Source organism: Verrucomicrobiia bacterium (assembly GCA_026414565.1).
GTDB lineage: Bacteria > Verrucomicrobiota > Verrucomicrobiia > Limisphaerales > Fontisphaeraceae > Fontisphaera.
Map to the genome: position 1 here is coordinate 47,186 of JAOAIT010000061.1, position 15,732 is coordinate 62,917.

A 15,732-nucleotide genomic window follows, 5' to 3' on the forward strand; every position below is an offset into this window, starting at 1 on the left:
CCGAAGCCAGCCCCAACTTTGTTTCGGCGATTAACCGACATGAAAGTGGTGATATTGTGCGGCGGATTAGGGACGCGCTTGCGCGAGGAAACGGAATTCCGGCCCAAGCCGATGGTGCCCATTGGGGGGCGTCCCATCTTGTGGCATATCATGAAAATTTATGCCCAGTACGGGCATAAGGAGTTCATCTTGTGCCTGGGATACAAGGGCGAGATCATCAAGGACTATTTCCGCAACTATCAGTGGAACACCAGCGACGTGACCTTGAAACTGGGGCGCGTGCCGGAAATCCGGTATCACACGCAGCACGATGAGGAGGACTGGACGGTGACGCTGGTGGACACGGGGTTGGAGACCCAGACCGGGGGGCGGTTGCGGCGGGTGATGCCGTATATTGACAGCGACACGTTTTTGATGACTTACGGGGATGGGCTGACCAACAGCAACATCAACGAGACCATTCGTTTTCATCAGCAGCATGGCGCCATTGCCACGCTGACCGCGGTGCAGCCTTCGGGGCGGTTTGGGCGGCTGGCGCTGGAGGGGGACAAGATTGTGCTGTTTCACGAGAAGCCGGAGAAGGAGAGCGGTTTCATCAGCGGGGGTTTTTTTGTCTTCAACCGCGCCATAGAGAAATACCTGGGGGAGGAGGATGGGTGCATTTTGGAGCATGAACCGTTTCAGCGGCTGGCGGCGGAGGGGCAGTTGCGGGCGTATCTGCACAGTGGCTTCTGGCAGTGCATGGATACGTTTCGCGAGGCGGAGCTGTTGAACAAGCTGTGGAAGAGCGGGCAGGCGCCATGGAAAATCTGGTAGGCATGTTCAAGGGCTTTTATCAGGGCCGCCGGGTGTTGGTGACCGGCCACACCGGTTTCAAGGGGGCGTGGCTGTGCCTGTGGCTGCAGGCGCTGGGGGCGCGGGTCAGCGGCTTCAGCCTGCCGCCGCCGACGCGGCCGAGCCTGTATGAGCTGCTGGATCCGGCGGGGTTTGCGCATGAGCGGATGGCGGATGTGCGAAATCTGGAGGCGCTGGCGCAGGCGTTGCGCGAGGCCCGGCCGGAGGTGGTGTTTCATCTGGCGGCGCAGGCGCTGGTGCGGCGGTCGTACCGGGAGCCGCTGGAGACGTTTGCCATCAATGCGCTGGGGACGGCGCACCTGCTGGAGGCGTTGCGGCAGATGGAATCGCCGGCGGCGGTGGTGGTGGTGACCAGCGACAAGTGCTACGAGAATCAGGGATGGGATTATGCCTACCGGGAAGGGGATGCGCTGGGGGGACATGATGTGTACAGCATGAGCAAGGCCGCGGCCGAGCTGGTGACGCAGGCGTGGCGGCGCTCGTTTTTCGAGACGCATCCGGCGCTGGGGCCGGTGGCGAGCGCGCGGGCGGGCAACGTCATCGGGGGCGGCGATTACGCCGAAGACCGGCTGATTCCGGACTGCGTGCGCGCGCTGGTGCAGGAGCGGGCGATCGGCATCCGGAATCCGGCGGCCACGCGGCCCTGGCAGCATGTGCTGGACTGCCTGAGCGGTTATTTGTGGCTGGGGGCGCGGCTGGCGACGGCAGGGCGGCCCAACCCGCTGGCGACGGCGTTCAATTTTGGTCCGGGCCCGCTGGCGAATGTGCCGGTGCAGCAGGTGGTGGAATTGTTTTTGCGGCACTGGCCGGGCCAGTGGCAGCGGCTGCAGGAGAGCGCGGCGCCCAAGGAGGCGCCGCTGTTGAATCTGACCATTGACAAGGCGGTGCGGCTGCTGGAGTGGCGGCCGGTGTGGGGTCTGGAGGAGGCGGTGGCGCACACGGCCCGCTGGTATTATGAGCGGCATGTGGTGAAGCAGCCGGACATGGCCGCGTGGAGCCGGCAACAGATTGAACAATATTGCGCTGACGCGGCGGCGCGCGGCGCGGTGTGGACCCGTCCATGAGCCAGGAGCTGCCGGATTTTCGTTGTCGGGCGTGCGGCGCCGCGGGGGCGCGGCTGATTCTCGATCTGGGGGTGCAGCCGCTGGCCAACAACCTGTTGCGGGAGGAGGATTTGGCCCGGCCGGAGCCGAAATTTCCGCTGCGGCTGGTGGTGTGTCCGGCCTGCTGGATGTTGCAAATTGCGGATGATGTGCCGCCGGTGCAGCTTTTCAGCGAGTACCTGTATTTTTCCTCCTTTTCGGACACCATGCTGCGCCACGCGCAGGCGGCCGCGGAGCGGTACTGCCGGGAGTTCCGGCTGGGGGCGCAGAGCCTGGTGATAGAAATTGCCAGCAATGATGGTTACCTGCTGAAAAACTTTGTCGCCGCCGGGGTGCCGTGCCTGGGGATTGAGCCAGCGGCGAACATTGCGCAGGTGGCCAGGGAGAAGGGCATCCCGACGCTGGTGGAGTTTTTCGGGCTGGCGCTGGCGCAGCGGCTGGCCGGGGAGGGGCGGCGGGCGGATTTGATCCTGGGCAACAACGTGTTTGCGCATGCGCCGGACACCAACGATTTTGTGGCGGGCTTGAAGCATCTGCTGCGGCCGGGCGGGCGGGTGATTTTGGAGTTTCCGTACGGGGTGGAGTTTTTGGAGAAGACGGAGTTTGACACGATTTATCACGAGCACGTGTATTACTTCACGCTGACGGCGCTGCAGCCGCTGTTCCGGCGGCACGGTCTGGAGGTGGTGGGGGTGGAGCGGCTGCCGATTCATGGGGGCTCGCTGCGGCTGTTGGCGGCGCATGCCGGCACGGCGGAGCCGGCGCCGGCGGTGGCGGCGCTGCTGGCGGAGGAGCAGCGGGCCGGGTTGACCACGCTGGCGCCGTATGAGGCGTTTGCGGCGCGGGTGCGGCGGTTGAAGGCGGAGCTGACGGCGCTGGTGGGGCGGCTCCGGCAGGAGGGGCGGACGGTGGCGGCGTATGGCGCCTCGGCCAAGGGCAGCACGCTGTTGAATTATTTTGGCCTGGGCCGCGGGCAACTGGAGTTCATTGCGGATCGCAGTCCGTACAAGCAGGGGCGGCTGAGTCCGGGCGTGCATTTGCCCATTGTGCCGCCGGAGGAATTGCTGCGGCGGCGGCCGGATTACACGCTGCTGCTGACATGGAATTTTGCGGAGGAGATTTTGCAGCAACAGGCCGCCTACCGCGCGGCGGGCGGCAAGTTCATCCTGCCCATCCCGGAGGTGCGCATCATCTGAGGCTGCCATGATTTTCACGCCCGCCCAACTGCCCGGTGTGTGGGTGATCGAGCTGGAGAAGCGCGAGGACGAGCGCGGGTTTCTGGCGCGGACGTATTGCGAGCGCGAGTTTGCGGCGCAGGGTTTGAACACGCGGTGGCCGCAATGCAATTTGACGCTGACGCGGCGCCGGGGCGGGCTGCGGGGGCTGCACTATCAGGCGGAGCCGCATCCGGAAATCAAGCTGATCCGCTGCGCGGCGGGGGTGATTTTTGATGTGCTGGTGGATGTGCGCCGCGGCTCGCCCACTTATGGGCGGTGGGCGGCCTTCGAGCTGAGCGCGGCCAGCGGGCGGATGTTGTATGTGCCGGGGGGGGTGGCCCATGGCTTCCAATGTTTGACGGAGAATTGCGAGGTGTTTTATCAGATGTCCGAGTTTTATCATCCGGAGCTGGCGCGGGGGGTGCGGTGGGATGATCCCCAGTTGGCGATTCCGTGGCCGATTCCGGAGCCGAGCCTGAGCGAGCGGGATCGGCAGTGGCCGTATTTGAGCGAGCTGCCATGAATTTGCTGGTGACCGGCCCCACGGGTTTCATTGGCCGCGCGGTGCTGCGGCGGGCGGTGGCGCGGGGGCACGCGATCACGGCGCTGGTGCTGCCGGGGGAGGCGTTGCCGGAGGAGCTGGCGCGCCGGGAAGGGGTGCGCGCCTGTGTGGGCACGCTGGCGGAGCCGCCGTGGGAGGAGCTGGCCGCGACGCCGTGGGAAGCCTGTTTGCACACCGCCTGGATCACCACGCCAGGGGTGTATCTGGAGTCGCCGGAGAACGAGCGGCTGCTCGAGTGGAGCCGCCATTTTGCCCGCGCGTTTTTTGCGCGCGGCGGCCGGCACTTCATGGGGCTGGGCAGTTGCGCGGAGTATCGCCCGGCGCGGCAGCCGCTGGCCGAGGAGAGCGCGGCGTTGAACGAGGCCACGCTGTATGCCCGATGCAAAAATCAGTTGCGGCTGGCGCTGGAGGATTTGGCGCGTGAGTTTGGGGGCACGGCGTGCTGGGGGCGGGTGTTTTATCCCTTTGGCCCGGGGGAGCATCCGGAGCGGTTGTGCAGCGCGCTGATTCGGCGGCTGGCGCGGGGCGAGGCGGTGACGTTGAAAACGCCGGAGAGCACCAAGGATTACATCTACATAGACGATCTGGCGCTGGCGATCGTGATGGCGCTGGAGCAACGCTGTGGGGGGCCGTTGAATCTGGGGACGGGCCGCGGGGTGACGGTGCGGCAGATGGCGGAGATGATCGCCGGCCTGCTGGGCAGGACGGGGCTGGTGCGCGAGGCGGCGGGGGGGGTGGCAGATCCGCTGGATTACATGGTGGCGGATGTCACGCGGCTGCGGGGCCTGGGCTGGCGCGAGGAGGTGGGACTGGAGGAGGGGCTGCGCCGGCTGTGCCGGCATCTGACGGGTTAATCCACCAGCCGCTCCTCGAGGGCGAAGCGCATGAGTTCGGCGTTGGTTTTCATGCGCAGCTTGGCCAGCAGGCGGACGCGGTAGGTGCTTACGGTTTTGACGCTGAGCGAGAGGAGGCCGGCGATTTCCTTGACGGTGCGGCCGCTGCCGATGAGGCGGAGCACTTCCATTTCCCGATCACTGAGGCGTTCGAGGGCGGACTTGGCCTGGCGGCGTCCGCGCATTTCATCGGCGAGTTTCTCCGCCAGGGCGGGGCTGATGAAGGTGCGGCCGCCGAGGATGCGTTCGACGGCCAGCAAGAACTGCTCCGGGGCGGTGTCCTTGCTGAGGTAGCCGGCGGCGCCGGCCTTGAGGGCGCGCAGGGCGTATTGGTCCTCCGAATGCACGCTGATGACGAGGGTGGGGGTTTTGATGCTGGCGGACTTCATTTCCTTGAGGACGTCCAGGCCGGAGCGGCCGGGCATGTTGATGTCCAGCACCAGGAGGTCCCAGGGATGGCTGCGGAGGGCGGCCAGGGTTTCCGGGACGGTGGAAGTTTCGCCAAACTCGGCATTGGGGAAGGCGTCCGCGAGGATTTGGCGCAGGCCGCGGCGCACCAGGGAATGGTCATCCGCAATCAACATCCGCAAGGGATGTGACGGCTCGCCACGGGCATGGGTTGCACCATGAGTTTGACTTTGCGCTTTCACGACAACCTTGCTGCTCAAACACCTTTGGGGTGCCTTGCGGAAACAGCCTTAAGGCCAGATGATTGAGCTGTCTTCAGGCCACGGCCACAATCAATATAGTTTAACCCGCCCACTATATCCATCAATAAAATGCCTGCCAATTCGCCATTATTCCGACATGCCCGTGGATGGGGTAGGATAAACGCCGACATTATTTTCGGATTCCTTCCGCATGGCAAAGCGTTTCTTAAGAAGGTTAAAGTAATGTCGCGTTCGGGAGCGGGGTTCCCGTCTGCACGTGACGCTGCTGCGCACCCCACGCCTCGAGCTGGCCAGAGGCAAGCGTGGCATTTAAGGCGTTACGACGAGACGGGAACCCTCGCTCCCGAATGTTTTTTTACGGGGGATTTTTCCAGGTTCGGGCCGCGGGGGTCCGGTGTTTTCGGCCATGTATTTCGTTTAATCCATGATGACCGCCTGCACGGCACCCGCCACCGGCCGTGCCCGGCTGGCCAGGGCGCCCGCCCACGCCAGGTCGCCGTGGGAGGCGGGATTGAGGGGGTTGGCACTTTCCAGGAAGCACCACCGGCCCTGCCGGCAGCACTTGCGCAGCGCGAAAAAATCCGCGCCCACGTCTGGCTCGCTGCGGGGAAAGCGTTTGCGCACGGCGGTGAGTTCCTGCATGAGTTGAAATCCGAGGGCGGCTTTTTCGCGGGCAAAATTGACCGGCACAAAGCGGCCGGGATACCGCTGCGCGGCCTCCCAGCAGATTTGGCGGCCGAGGCCGGTTTCGTCGCCGGCGGCTTGGAGCTGCGGAAAGTTGTCCATGAAAAAGGCGAGGGCGGCCTGCAGGAAATGCCAGTCCTGGGTGCGGCAGGTGAGGAGGGCGCAGAGGCGGGCCTCGTTCTGGAGGAGGCGGTCGAGGTAGAAGGCGGAGAGATCGCCGGCGCCGGAGGCGGCCACATCGAAGCCCAGCGCGAAACCCTGGTTGGGGAGCTGGCCGGCCGGACCGAGGGTTTGGGCCAGCAGGGAGTGAATGCGATGGCCTCTAGCGGGCGCGTGGGCGGGGGCAAAGGCGCCGAAGAGATGCTGGATTTCCGCCTCCTCCAGATGGAGGCGTGGGATGCGGTCTTCGGTGGCGCATTGTTCAATGACGCTCCAAGGCACCAGGGCGCCGGTGGCGCCGGAGGGCTGGCAGAGGTATTCCTGCTCGAAGATTTCGGGGAGGCGGGCACGGGCGCGGCAGTCCTCGACGAAGGATTCGCGGGTGAAGGTGGCGCCGGTGGCGGCATTGATTTTCTCCACCAGCCCCAGGGCGATGGCGTCGGGCAGGGTCACGCGGTAATAGCTCCAGCCGCCTTTGCCGGCGGCGGCTTCCTGGGCCAGGCGATGGAAGAGGGTCTGGCTGCCGCAGTGGGAGGACCAGAGGGCGAGATCGAAGCCCCAGGTGACCCGGCCGGAGACGGTGGCATACAGCTCCTCGGGCCGCGGGTGGAAGGCGAATTCGTCCACGCCCACATCGCCGCCGAAGGCGCGGAGGGCGTTGGGGTTGGAGCTGAAAGCCAGGATGCGGGAGCGGTTGGCGAACTTGATGACGCCGGCCTTGAACTCCTCCACCTGCCAGGGATGCCGCGCGCCCGGCCGGGGGGCGCGCAACCGCTCCACGCCGTGGGCGAGCATCACCCCCGCGCCGCCAAACCATTCGCAGAACTGCCGGCACAGGCGGATGTATTCGAGGGCCGTGGCCTCGTCCTTGGTGGTGAACAGATAATCACGCCGCGGATGGAGCAGGCGTTTGCGGACGTTTTTGAAGGCGTCGGCAAACGTCCAGCCGATGCGCACAGATTTCTCCGCCAGGCACAAGCGCGATTCATCCAGAATCCAGGCGATTTGATAGGGCAGGAAGATCTGTGCCATCGCGTCGGCGGCGGCGCGGTGGCGGGCAGGAAGTATGGCCGCCATAGTCCACGGCGGAGCTTCGACGGCACGCGGGGGAGGGCGGGCTGCTCCCGGAGCGGCAAGGTGGGGTCAGGCGCGGGCGGGCAAGGACGGCAAGGGGCGCACGGGGATGCCGCGGGCGGCCAGGTACTCCTTGACCTGGCCCACGGTGTACTTGCCGTAGTGAAACACACTGGCGGCGAGGACGGCGCTGGCATGGCCTTCGAGGACCACCTCGGCCATGTGCTCGAGGGTGCCGGCGCCGCCGCTGGCGACGAGGGGCACGGAAATAAGCTGGCTCAAGCGGCGCATGACGGGGATGTCGTAGCCGGTTTGCATGCCGTCGGCATTGATGCTGTTGAGGACGATTTCGCCGGCGCCCAAGGCCACGGCGCGCTGCGCCCATTCGAGGGCGTCCCAGCCGGTGGCCTTGCGTCCGCCGGCCACGTACACCTCCCAGCGCTCCTCGCCCGGGACGCGGCGGGCGTCAATGGACACCACGATGCACTGGCTGCCGAATTTTTCGGCGCCGGCGCGGATGAGATCGGGGTTGGCCACGGCGGAGGAGTTGATGCTGACCTTGTCGGCGCCGGCTTTGAGCATGGCGCGCATGTCCTCGACGGTGCGCAGGCCGCCGCCGACGGTGAGGGGCATGAAGCATTGATCGGCCACGCGCTGGATGACGTCAATCATGGTGGCGCGGCCGTGGGCGGTGGCGGTGATGTCGTAGAACACCAGTTCATCAGCGCCCTGCTCGTTGTAGCGCAGGGCCAGCTCCACCGGATCGCCGACGTTGCGCAGGCCGCCCTTTTCGGCCACGCCGAATTGCTGGCCACGGGTGACCTGGCCGGCGTGAACATCCAAACACGGTATGATGCGTATTGCCAACATGCGCTTGAAATACGGCGGGGATGGTGTCGCCCGCTGACAGGCAAGCTAACACGGCCGGGCTTTGCGGGAAAGATTAAAGGCCGGAAGGCGGGGGAAGATTTGCGGGGGCGGATCGGGGGGCGCAGTGCAAACGGCTTTTTCCCTCCGGCGTCGTTGGGGTCAGGGGCGGTCAAAAATAATTTGGCGCAGGTGGGTTCAAAGCTATGTTTCAACGGTTCCAACCCAGCAGCCGGTCACTTAGCATTTGGGCGGGGCATGATGATTTATTGGCGCAGCAGATCGTTTTGTTCCCGATGGGTCCACATGGCCCTGGCGGCCGCCGCCGGTGGGGCGGTGGTGTCTTTTTTGGTTTCGTGCGCCTCGGTGGAGCGGGCGGTGGTGCGGCCGCCGGACATTCCGGGCGCCAGCTTTGTGGGGAATGCCGCCTGCGCCGATTGCCATTCCAACCTGGTGCAGCAGTTTCCGCTGAGTCCTCATGCGCGGGTGCACTTTGCCGGGGCGCCGCTGGCCGGTCAGACGAGTTGCGAGGCGTGCCACGGGCCGGGCAGCCTGCATATTGCGCAGGGGGGCGGGCGCCAGAACATTGTGAATCCGGGCAAGGATCCGGCGGCGTGTCTGGCGTGTCACAAGGACATCGAGATGGAGTTTCGGCTGCCGTCGCATCATCCGGTGCTGGAGGGGCGGATGAATTGCGTGCAATGCCATGATCCGCACGGGCGCGACATCATGAAGGCCGCCGGGGGCCTGGCGATGGCACGGGTGAATCAACAGTGTGCGGGGTGCCATCAGGAGCAGAGCAAGCCGCATGTGTTTGAGCACGAGGCGCTGCGCGAGGGCTGCACGGTGTGCCATCGTCCGCACGGGACGGTGGCGGCGAAGCTGTTGCTGGAGCGCGATGCCAATCTCTGTTTGAAATGCCATGCCCAAACCCCCGGGCCGGGGGCGGCGGGGGACATCTACATTGGCAAGGTGCCCCACGGGGCCTATTTGCGGCAGGGCACCTGCTGGTCGGCCGGCTGCCATAGCGCGGTGCATGGCTCAAACCTAAACCCCCGCCTGAGGTACTGACATGGCGCGTCATCTCCATCTGCTGGGGCTGTGGGCCGGGGCGCTGCTGGCGGCGGCGGCGGGGCCGGAGCTGGCGCGGCTGCCGGCGCCGGTGGCGTTCAAGGTGGATTACCTGCGGGACATCAAACCGATTTTTGATCGCTCCTGTTTGCGCTGTCACGGCAATGAGCGGCCGAAGAGTGATTTCAGTCTCATGACGCGGGAGGCATTGTTGCGCGGGGGGGCGGAGGGCCGGGCGGTGATTCCCGGCAACAGCGCGCAAAGCCCGCTGGTGCATTACATTGCCGGCCTGGTGCCGGACATGGAGATGCCGCCGCCGGGCAAGGCGCCGCCGGTGAGCACGCAGGAGTTGGCGCTGATTCGGGCGTGGATTGACCAGGGGGCCGCGTGGGATGAAACGGCCGATGCGCTGGCGTATGCTCCCCGTTTGACGCTAACCACCACAGCGGGCGGGCTATGGGTGGGGGGGCGGCAAAATCTATTTCGTGAACACACAGGGCAGCGGGAGGGGGTGTGGGGCGGGGTGCAGGAGTTGAGTTATGCGCAGCGCCTGACGAATGGGACGTTGATTGAGGTGGAGACCCGCGCGGTGGCGGGCACGCCCGAGTATGCGGCGCGGTTGTCGCTGAGCCGTCCGGGGTTGGGCTATGTGCGGGCGGGCATGGAGCAATATCGGCGCTATGAGGACGATGCGGGCGGGTATTATGGGGGGCTGGCGAGCGAGGCGTGGAGTTTGGGGCGGGAATTGAAACTGGACCTTGGCCGGGCGTGGATTGAGGCCGGATTGAGGCGGTCCCGCGGGCCGCAGGTGACGGTGGGGTATGAGTATCGTTACCGGCAGGGCGACACGGCGCTGACCCAGTGGGGGGATGTGACGGATGGGGCGGGGGAGGTGCGGCGGATATATCCGGCGTGGAAACGGCAGGATGAAGGGACGCACGTCGTGCGATTGGAGGCGGCGCACGCGTGGCGCGGGTGGCAGATGAGCGAGGCGCTGCGGGTGGAGTTTTCCCGGCTGCAGCATGAGCGGGAGCTGGCCACGCTGGTGGCGGGGAAGGACGGGCCGGACAAGGTGGCGCGGATCGTGGAGCAACTGCGGAGTTTTCAGGCGGTCAATACGTTGCAGGTGGAGCGGCAGATTCGTCCCTGGTTGTTTGGGGCGGTGGGTTATCTGTACCAGACGTATGATGCGCGGGCCAACCATGAGCAGGGGGTGACGTATCTGCCGCCGAGCCTGGTGGCGCCGGCGCCGGGGCCGTGGCCGGATGACAAGTTCTGGTCGTTCAACCATCTGACGTTGCGGCAGGAGTCGCACGTGGCCAACGCGAATGTGCAGCTCAGGCCGTGGCGGCATCTGACGGTGGCGGCGGGGGTGCAGCCGGAATGGCAGAGCCAGGAGGGGTTGGGGCACGTAATTTTGGACGAGGGGGTGCCGGTGTTTGCGCAAACGGCGTGGATCAACGCCACGCATGACCGGGTGTCGCTCAGCGAGGATGTGGGGCTGCGATTGACGGCGATCCCGCATACGGTGTGGTTTGCGGATGCGCGTTTCCGGCAGGAGAGTTTGGAGCAGCAAGAGTTCATCGGGCCGGGCAATTTTTACGAGTTTGGCCGCCGCACCGATGCCTCGGCGGATCAGCGGGATTATCGGGCGGGCCTGAGTGTGTCGCCGTGGAGCCGGTTTTCGTTCACGGGTCATTTTCGGCGGCGCGAGCGTTATAATCACTATCATCACCCGGAGGACATCACCTTCATGAGCGCGGGAGGATTTCCCAACGACGGCTACTCGGCCTTCATCACCCGCCGGCGGGATATGACGGATGAATGGGAGGCCAAACTGGCATGGCGCGCGCATAAAACGGTGAAGGTCACCCTGGGTTACCGGCATCGCGTGACCGACTGGTTCAGCGCCACAGATGAATTGCCGTGGGATGTTTCCCCCGGTGGCGGGCTGCAGACGGCGGTGAGCCGCGGTCATACCTTCAGCGCCACGCTGACGCTGACGCCGCATCCGCGGTTTTATGCGTCGTCCACGCTGGCGTGGACGGACAGCAAGACGGCGGCTTATGCGGCGGACTTTGCGGCGATTGCGCCGTGGCGGGGGACTACGTGGACGGTGATGAACCGGATGACGTACCTGCTCAGCCGGACGACGGATGTGAATGCGGGCTATGCGTTGACGCAGGCGGATTACCGCCAGCCCCGGGGCGCCGAGGGACTGCCGCTGGGGAGCGAATTCACCAGCCACGTGGCGCAGGCGGGGTTGACGCGGCGATTTGGTGCGCGGGTGGTGGCCGGGTTGAACTATGTGTTTTATCACTTTGACGAGGCCTGGGGCGGGGCGGGGCGGTCGTATGTGGCGCATGGGGTGCTGACGAGCCTGCGGGTGGATTTTACGCCCCGGCCCCCGCCCGCCGCGCCTTGAGGCGCGGCAGGGGGGCGTGCGAGATTTTGTTTTTTCCACCGATTTGATGCTTCTGGCTGAGGGCAAGACCGAGGCTTGCCTTTTTCGGCCGGTCCGGCTCCAATGCGCGCATCCATGAAATTGAATCGCTACTTGTTTTTCAGCGCGCTGGTGGCCGCGCTGGGGGGATTGTTGTTTGGTTTTGATACCGCCGTCATTTCGGGCACGACGGACTGGCTGCGGGAGGGTTTTGTGGCGCAAATCACCCAGGCGTTGGCGCCGCACGTGACGTGGGTGTCGGCGGAGCGGCTGGGGAGTTTCATGCAGGGGTTCACGGTGGCCAGCGCGCTGCTGGGGACGATAGTGGGGGCGGTGGTGGTGGGGCGTCCGGCGGATCGTTACGGGCGGCGCGAGGTGTTGTTTGCGCTGGCGGTGCTGTTTCTGGTGACCAGCGTGGGTTGCGCGCTGGCGTGGAGCTGGGCGTCCTTTGTGATCTTCCGTTTTATTGGGGGTCTGGCGGTGGGCGGGGCGTCGGTGGTATCGCCGATGTACATCGCGGAGATTTCGCCGGCGCGGTACCGGGGGCGGCTGGTGGCGATTACGCAGTTCAACATCGTGCTGGGCATTCTGCTGGCCTATTTTTCCAACTACCTCATCGGGAGTCTGAATCTGGGGCCGGCCACCTGCCGGTGGATGTTTGGGGTGATGGCGGCGCCGTCGGCGCTGTTTTTTGCGCTGTTGTTTTTTACGCCGCAAAGCCCGCGCTGGCTGGTGGCGCAGAAGCGGGCGGGGGAGGCGGTGGAGGTGCTGGTGCGGTGCGGGGAGGAGCCGGGGGTGGCGGAGGCGATGGTGCGGGAGATCCAGGAGTCCCTGGCTACGGGGAGCGGGGTGGAGAAGGAGCCGTTTTTCTGCCGGAAATACCGCAAGCCGATATTGCTGGCGGTGGCGATCGCGATGTTCAACCAGCTTTCGGGCATCAACGCGGTGATTTATTACACCATGCACATCTTCAAGATGGCGGGGTATGACAGCGTGGATGCGTTGTGGCAGTCGGTGATCATTGGATTCACCAACCTGGTGTTCACGATGGCGGCGATGGCGGTGATTGACCGGTTTGGGCGGCGGAAGCTCATGCTGGTGGGGTCGGTGGGGTACATTATGAGCCTGCTGGTGGCGGCGTATTCTTTTTACTCCGGGACGGGCGGCAAGCTGCTGCTGGGGGCGCTGGTGGTGTTCATTGCCTCGCACGCGTTTGGGCAGGGGGCGGTCATCTGGGTGTTCATCAGCGAGATTTTCCCCAACCGGGTGCGGGCGCGGGGGCAGGCGCTGGGGAGCTTTACCCATTGGATCATGGCGGCGCTGATTTCGTGGACGTTTCCGCTGATTGCCGATGTTTCGGGCGGGCATGCGTTTTTGTTCTATGCTTTGTGCATGGTGGGGCAGTTGGCCTGGGTGATCTTTATCATGCCCGAGACCAAAGGGATCACGCTGGAGGAAATCCAGCACCGGTTGGGCATTAAATAAACCAGCCGGCCTGGCGGCCGGCTGGGGCGAGAGGTGGAAAATGGTGGAGGCGGCGGGAGTTGAACCCGCGTCCCTGACCGATTCCCCGGTCGTGACTACATGCTTAGCCGAAAGGGAGTTTCAGCCGGTGGTGTGGCTTTCGGCAACCCACCGCCGGCCCAGCCGGCAGAAAGAGTCTCAGGCATCAGCGCGTCGGCACCGCTTCTGCCCCAGCCTGCTGTGGCGTCCCGCTGCCGTAGCAGGCGTCCAGCGGGGGACGTCGCGGCTCAATTAGGCCGCGAGGGCCAATTCTTCGTTGGCACTTGTTCGTGTTGATCCGGTGATTAACGAGGCCAACGGATCATCCTCGGCATGCCACTTCCGGCGTCTCGACCAGGTCGAAACCAGTACGCCCCCGGTTGAGCTGCGAGGGTAATGTACCACGGGGCCGCCGTCATTTCAAGCAGGGGCGGAAAAGGGGATTACAGGCCCAGCTCCTGCTCGGCCAGGGAAGCGCGTCCGGCGCAGGTGATTTTCCAGAGGGTGTGGCCGGCAGCGGCGCGGACGCCCACGGCCCAGCCGAGGCGCTCGAAGTGACGGAGGGTGTGGCGCACCTCGGTGAGGGTGGCGGGCGGGGCGAGCCAGGAGTTGACCTCCAGCGCGAGGACTTCCTCGCGGGCCAGATGGGGGTGGAGGCGGTCCAGGGCGGTGAGCAGGAGGAGCGGGAGGTTCACGGGATGCGTTTGAGTTCGCCGCGCAGGACGCCGATTTCCTCGGAGAGCTTGAGTCCGAGGGCATCCATGCGCTGGTGAAGGCGGCGGGCGCGTTCTTCGCCGGCGTCCAGGAGGGCCTGGCGGTCGGCGGCCAGTTGGGCGCGCAGCTCGGCCAGGCCGGTCTCGGTGGCGTCGAGGCGCGCGGCCAGGGCCAGGCGCAGGTTGTGACATTCGGAGCGGGAGACCCATTCCTGGGCGGGCTGGATCACCAGCGGTTGGGGGGCGATTTCGTGTTTGCGGCCGCGGAGGCGGTCGGCCAGGTGCAACAGTTGATTCACGCCGGCGACGAGAAAAAACAGGATGGCCAGAAACCAGGCGAGGTGCTGGGGTTCCACGGGGATTTGGGCCAGGAGGGTCATGGGCGGGCGGGGGGCGATTGGGTTTCCAGTTCAAGGATGCGGTCGGCCACGGCGCGGCGGGTGCGCTGGTAAAGGGCATCGCTGAGAAACCAGCCGTCGCAGGGGGCGGTGAAGGGGCGATGTGCTTCAACGCGGAGCACCAGTTGATCGGCGGGGATGACTTTGGGCGCGTGACAGCCGCTCCAGCTCATCCAGATCATCAGCCAGGCCGCGGCGGGGAGCCGCCGGCTGGCCGGGAGGCGTGGAGGCCATTTCACGGTCAATGTTTTCATAGCGCAAACGATGGCGGTGGAGAGGGTCCGCCTGCCGGGCGGCGCGGCGGCGCCACCACCAGAACAGCAGCGCCAGCAGAGTGCCCAGCAGTCCGAGCAGAGTTTCAATCATGGGGGTGCGGGGTGGAGCGGCGTTTGTGCCAGATGGACCAGGCAAAGCCGGCGAGGGTGAGCAGGGCGCCCACGGCGGTTTCGAGGCTGGCGGGGTCGGTCCAGCCGCGGGAGACGAGCACGCCGCCCACGGCGGTCAGGAGGTGACGGGCGATACCGAGGAGGATGTCCGGTTGCATAAGCAGGTGGTCAGGTGTTGGCGTCAAGCTGGGCGGGGCGCAGGGTTTGGAGAGCAGGCCCCAGCCCGGGGCCGAGCTCAGCGGCGGGGATGTCCCGCCTGCCGCGCCCCACGGGGAGAGCATGGGGCCACGCGTGCGGAGGCGAAGTGCTCCCGGAGCGGGATCCGGGGGGAGCGGTCAAGCTGCGGGCTGGTTCTGGCCCGGGCAGGGGCAGGGAGCCTGCGGCGAATTTGGGGCGTGAGTCGAGCTTCCTATTTGCGGGTCATGGGGACGAAGCGGACGGGGAGGACGGCCTGCTGGCGGACGTGGTCTTTTTCTTTGGTGAGCAGATAAAGCTCCTGGGCGTGGAGGGGGCCGACGGGGATGATCATGCGTCCACCGTCCTTGAGCTGGCGGACGAGGGGTTCGGGCACGCGGTCTGGCGCGCAGGTGACGATGATGGCGTCAAAGGGGGCATGCTCCGGCCAGCCGAGGTAGCCGTCGCCGGCTTTGACGGTGACGTTGGTGAAGCCGAGGCGCTTGAGGGTGGCCTCCGCCTGGCGGGCGAGGGGTTCGATGATTTCGATGGTATAGACTTCCTTGACGAGGGGGGCAAGGACGGCGGCCTGGTAGCCGCTGCCGGTGCCGATTTCCAGGACGCGATGCTGCGGCTGGGGATCGAGGCACTGGGTCATGAAGGCGACGATGTAGGGCTGGGAAATGGTCTGGCCGTGGCCGATGGGGAGGGGGTAGTCCTCGTAGGCCTCCTTCACAACGTTGGCCGGGACGAACTCATGGCGGGGAATTTGGCCCATGACTTCGAGCACGCGGCGGTTGGTGATGTCGCGGCCGAAACCGGCGAGCTGGTGTTCGACCATTTGGCGGCGGGCGTGGGCGTAGGGGTCAGCGGCGCCGTCCGGGTTGGGCGGTTGTGTGGCGGAATTGCAGCCCCAAAACGACCACCAGCTCATGGTTGCCAGCAGGAAGATGCCACAG

15 protein-coding genes, 1 other RNA gene and 1 pseudogene are annotated in these 15,732 nt (G+C 65.7%); 8 read left to right on the plus strand and 9 right to left on the minus strand.

From position 1 onward, the window contains the following. Positions 1-39 precede the first annotated feature (39 nt). The 5 genes from rfbF to N3J91_14665 are packed head-to-tail and all read left to right on the plus strand — an operon-like array spanning position 40 to position 4,591. Positions 40-816: a glucose-1-phosphate cytidylyltransferase gene (rfbF, locus tag N3J91_14645; protein ID MCX8157660.1), complete on the plus strand. Its 777-nt coding sequence runs from the start codon at positions 40-42 to the stop codon at positions 814-816. After that, complete coding sequence (gene rfbG / locus N3J91_14650) at positions 801-1,919, plus strand: CDP-glucose 4,6-dehydratase (GenBank protein MCX8157661.1); 1,119 nt, start codon at positions 801-803, stop codon at positions 1,917-1,919. Before rfbF ends, rfbG begins: the two co-directional genes overlap by 16 nt. Continuing rightward, positions 1,916-3,154, plus strand: coding sequence for a class I SAM-dependent methyltransferase (locus N3J91_14655; GenBank protein ID MCX8157662.1), 1,239 nt, complete (start codon positions 1,916-1,918; stop codon positions 3,152-3,154). The genes rfbG and N3J91_14655 overlap by 4 nt, the downstream gene beginning before the upstream one ends. 7 nt (positions 3,155-3,161) lie before the next feature. Then, entirely contained in the window at positions 3,162-3,698 is a 537-nt protein-coding gene (rfbC, locus tag N3J91_14660; GenBank protein ID MCX8157663.1) for a dTDP-4-dehydrorhamnose 3,5-epimerase, read from the plus strand. Further along, positions 3,695-4,591, plus strand: coding sequence for an NAD(P)-dependent oxidoreductase (locus tag N3J91_14665; protein ID MCX8157664.1), 897 nt, complete (start codon positions 3,695-3,697; stop codon positions 4,589-4,591). The genes rfbC and N3J91_14665 overlap by 4 nt, the downstream gene beginning before the upstream one ends. Here the strand turns inward: N3J91_14665 and N3J91_14670 are convergent. The 3 genes from N3J91_14670 to hisF form a co-directional block, all read right to left on the minus strand. Beyond that, a complete protein-coding gene (locus N3J91_14670) occupies positions 4,588-5,280 on the minus strand; it encodes a response regulator transcription factor (protein MCX8157665.1) in 693 nt (230 codons plus the stop codon). The genes N3J91_14665 and N3J91_14670 overlap by 4 nt on opposite strands. A gap of 438 nt (positions 5,281-5,718) precedes the next feature. After that, a complete protein-coding gene (locus tag N3J91_14675; GenBank protein MCX8157666.1) occupies positions 5,719-7,221 on the minus strand; it encodes a hypothetical protein in 1,503 nt (500 codons plus the stop codon). 66 nt (positions 7,222-7,287) lie between these two features. After that, positions 7,288-8,088, minus strand: a complete 801-nt coding sequence (gene hisF, locus N3J91_14680) for an imidazole glycerol phosphate synthase subunit HisF (protein ID MCX8157667.1) — start codon at positions 8,086-8,088, stop codon at positions 7,288-7,290. Positions 8,089-8,391: 303 nt separating this feature from the next. On the opposite strand from hisF, the gene N3J91_14685 reads away from it, so the two are divergent. The 3 genes and pseudogenes from N3J91_14685 (at position 8,392) to N3J91_14695 (ending at position 13,084) form a co-directional block, all read left to right on the plus strand. Beyond that, positions 8,392-9,156 carry a hypothetical protein gene (locus N3J91_14685; GenBank protein ID MCX8157668.1) on the plus strand — a complete coding sequence of 255 codons (765 nt, stop codon included), beginning with the start codon at positions 8,392-8,394 and terminating at the stop codon, positions 9,154-9,156. Between the two features lie 193 nt (positions 9,157-9,349). Continuing rightward, positions 9,350-9,418, plus strand: a pseudogene (locus N3J91_14690) (hypothetical protein). 2,277 nt (positions 9,419-11,695) lie between these two features. Next, positions 11,696-13,084, plus strand: coding sequence for a sugar porter family MFS transporter (locus tag N3J91_14695; protein MCX8157669.1), 1,389 nt, complete (start codon positions 11,696-11,698; stop codon positions 13,082-13,084). Positions 13,085-13,125: 41 nt separating this feature from the next. On the opposite strand, the gene ssrA is transcribed toward N3J91_14695, so the two are convergent. The 6 genes from ssrA to N3J91_14725 all read right to left on the minus strand — a co-directional run bounded on the left by ssrA (position 13,126) and on the right by N3J91_14725 (position 15,614). Next, positions 13,126-13,480, minus strand: a transfer-messenger RNA (tmRNA) gene (gene ssrA, locus N3J91_14700). Between the two features lie 65 nt (positions 13,481-13,545). Further along, positions 13,546-13,797 carry a hypothetical protein gene (locus tag N3J91_14705; GenBank protein MCX8157670.1) on the minus strand — a complete coding sequence of 84 codons (252 nt, stop codon included), beginning with the start codon at positions 13,795-13,797 and terminating at the stop codon, positions 13,546-13,548. After that, positions 13,794-14,195 carry a hypothetical protein gene (locus tag N3J91_14710; protein MCX8157671.1) on the minus strand — a complete coding sequence of 134 codons (402 nt, stop codon included), beginning with the start codon at positions 14,193-14,195 and terminating at the stop codon, positions 13,794-13,796. The genes N3J91_14705 and N3J91_14710 overlap by 4 nt, the downstream gene beginning before the upstream one ends. Beyond that, positions 14,192-14,467 (minus strand): hypothetical protein, encoded by a 276-nt coding sequence (locus tag N3J91_14715; protein MCX8157672.1) that lies wholly within the window; start codon positions 14,465-14,467, stop codon positions 14,192-14,194. Before N3J91_14715 ends, N3J91_14710 begins: the two co-directional genes overlap by 4 nt. A gap of 104 nt (positions 14,468-14,571) precedes the next feature. Beyond that, a complete protein-coding gene (locus N3J91_14720; GenBank protein MCX8157673.1) occupies positions 14,572-14,757 on the minus strand; it encodes a hypothetical protein in 186 nt (61 codons plus the stop codon). Between the two features lie 251 nt (positions 14,758-15,008). Continuing rightward, the gene (locus N3J91_14725; GenBank protein MCX8157674.1) at positions 15,009-15,614 is read right to left on the minus strand and encodes a protein-L-isoaspartate(D-aspartate) O-methyltransferase; all 606 of its coding nucleotides are present in this window, start codon (positions 15,612-15,614) and stop codon (positions 15,009-15,011) included. Positions 15,615-15,732: the final 118 nt, after the last annotated feature.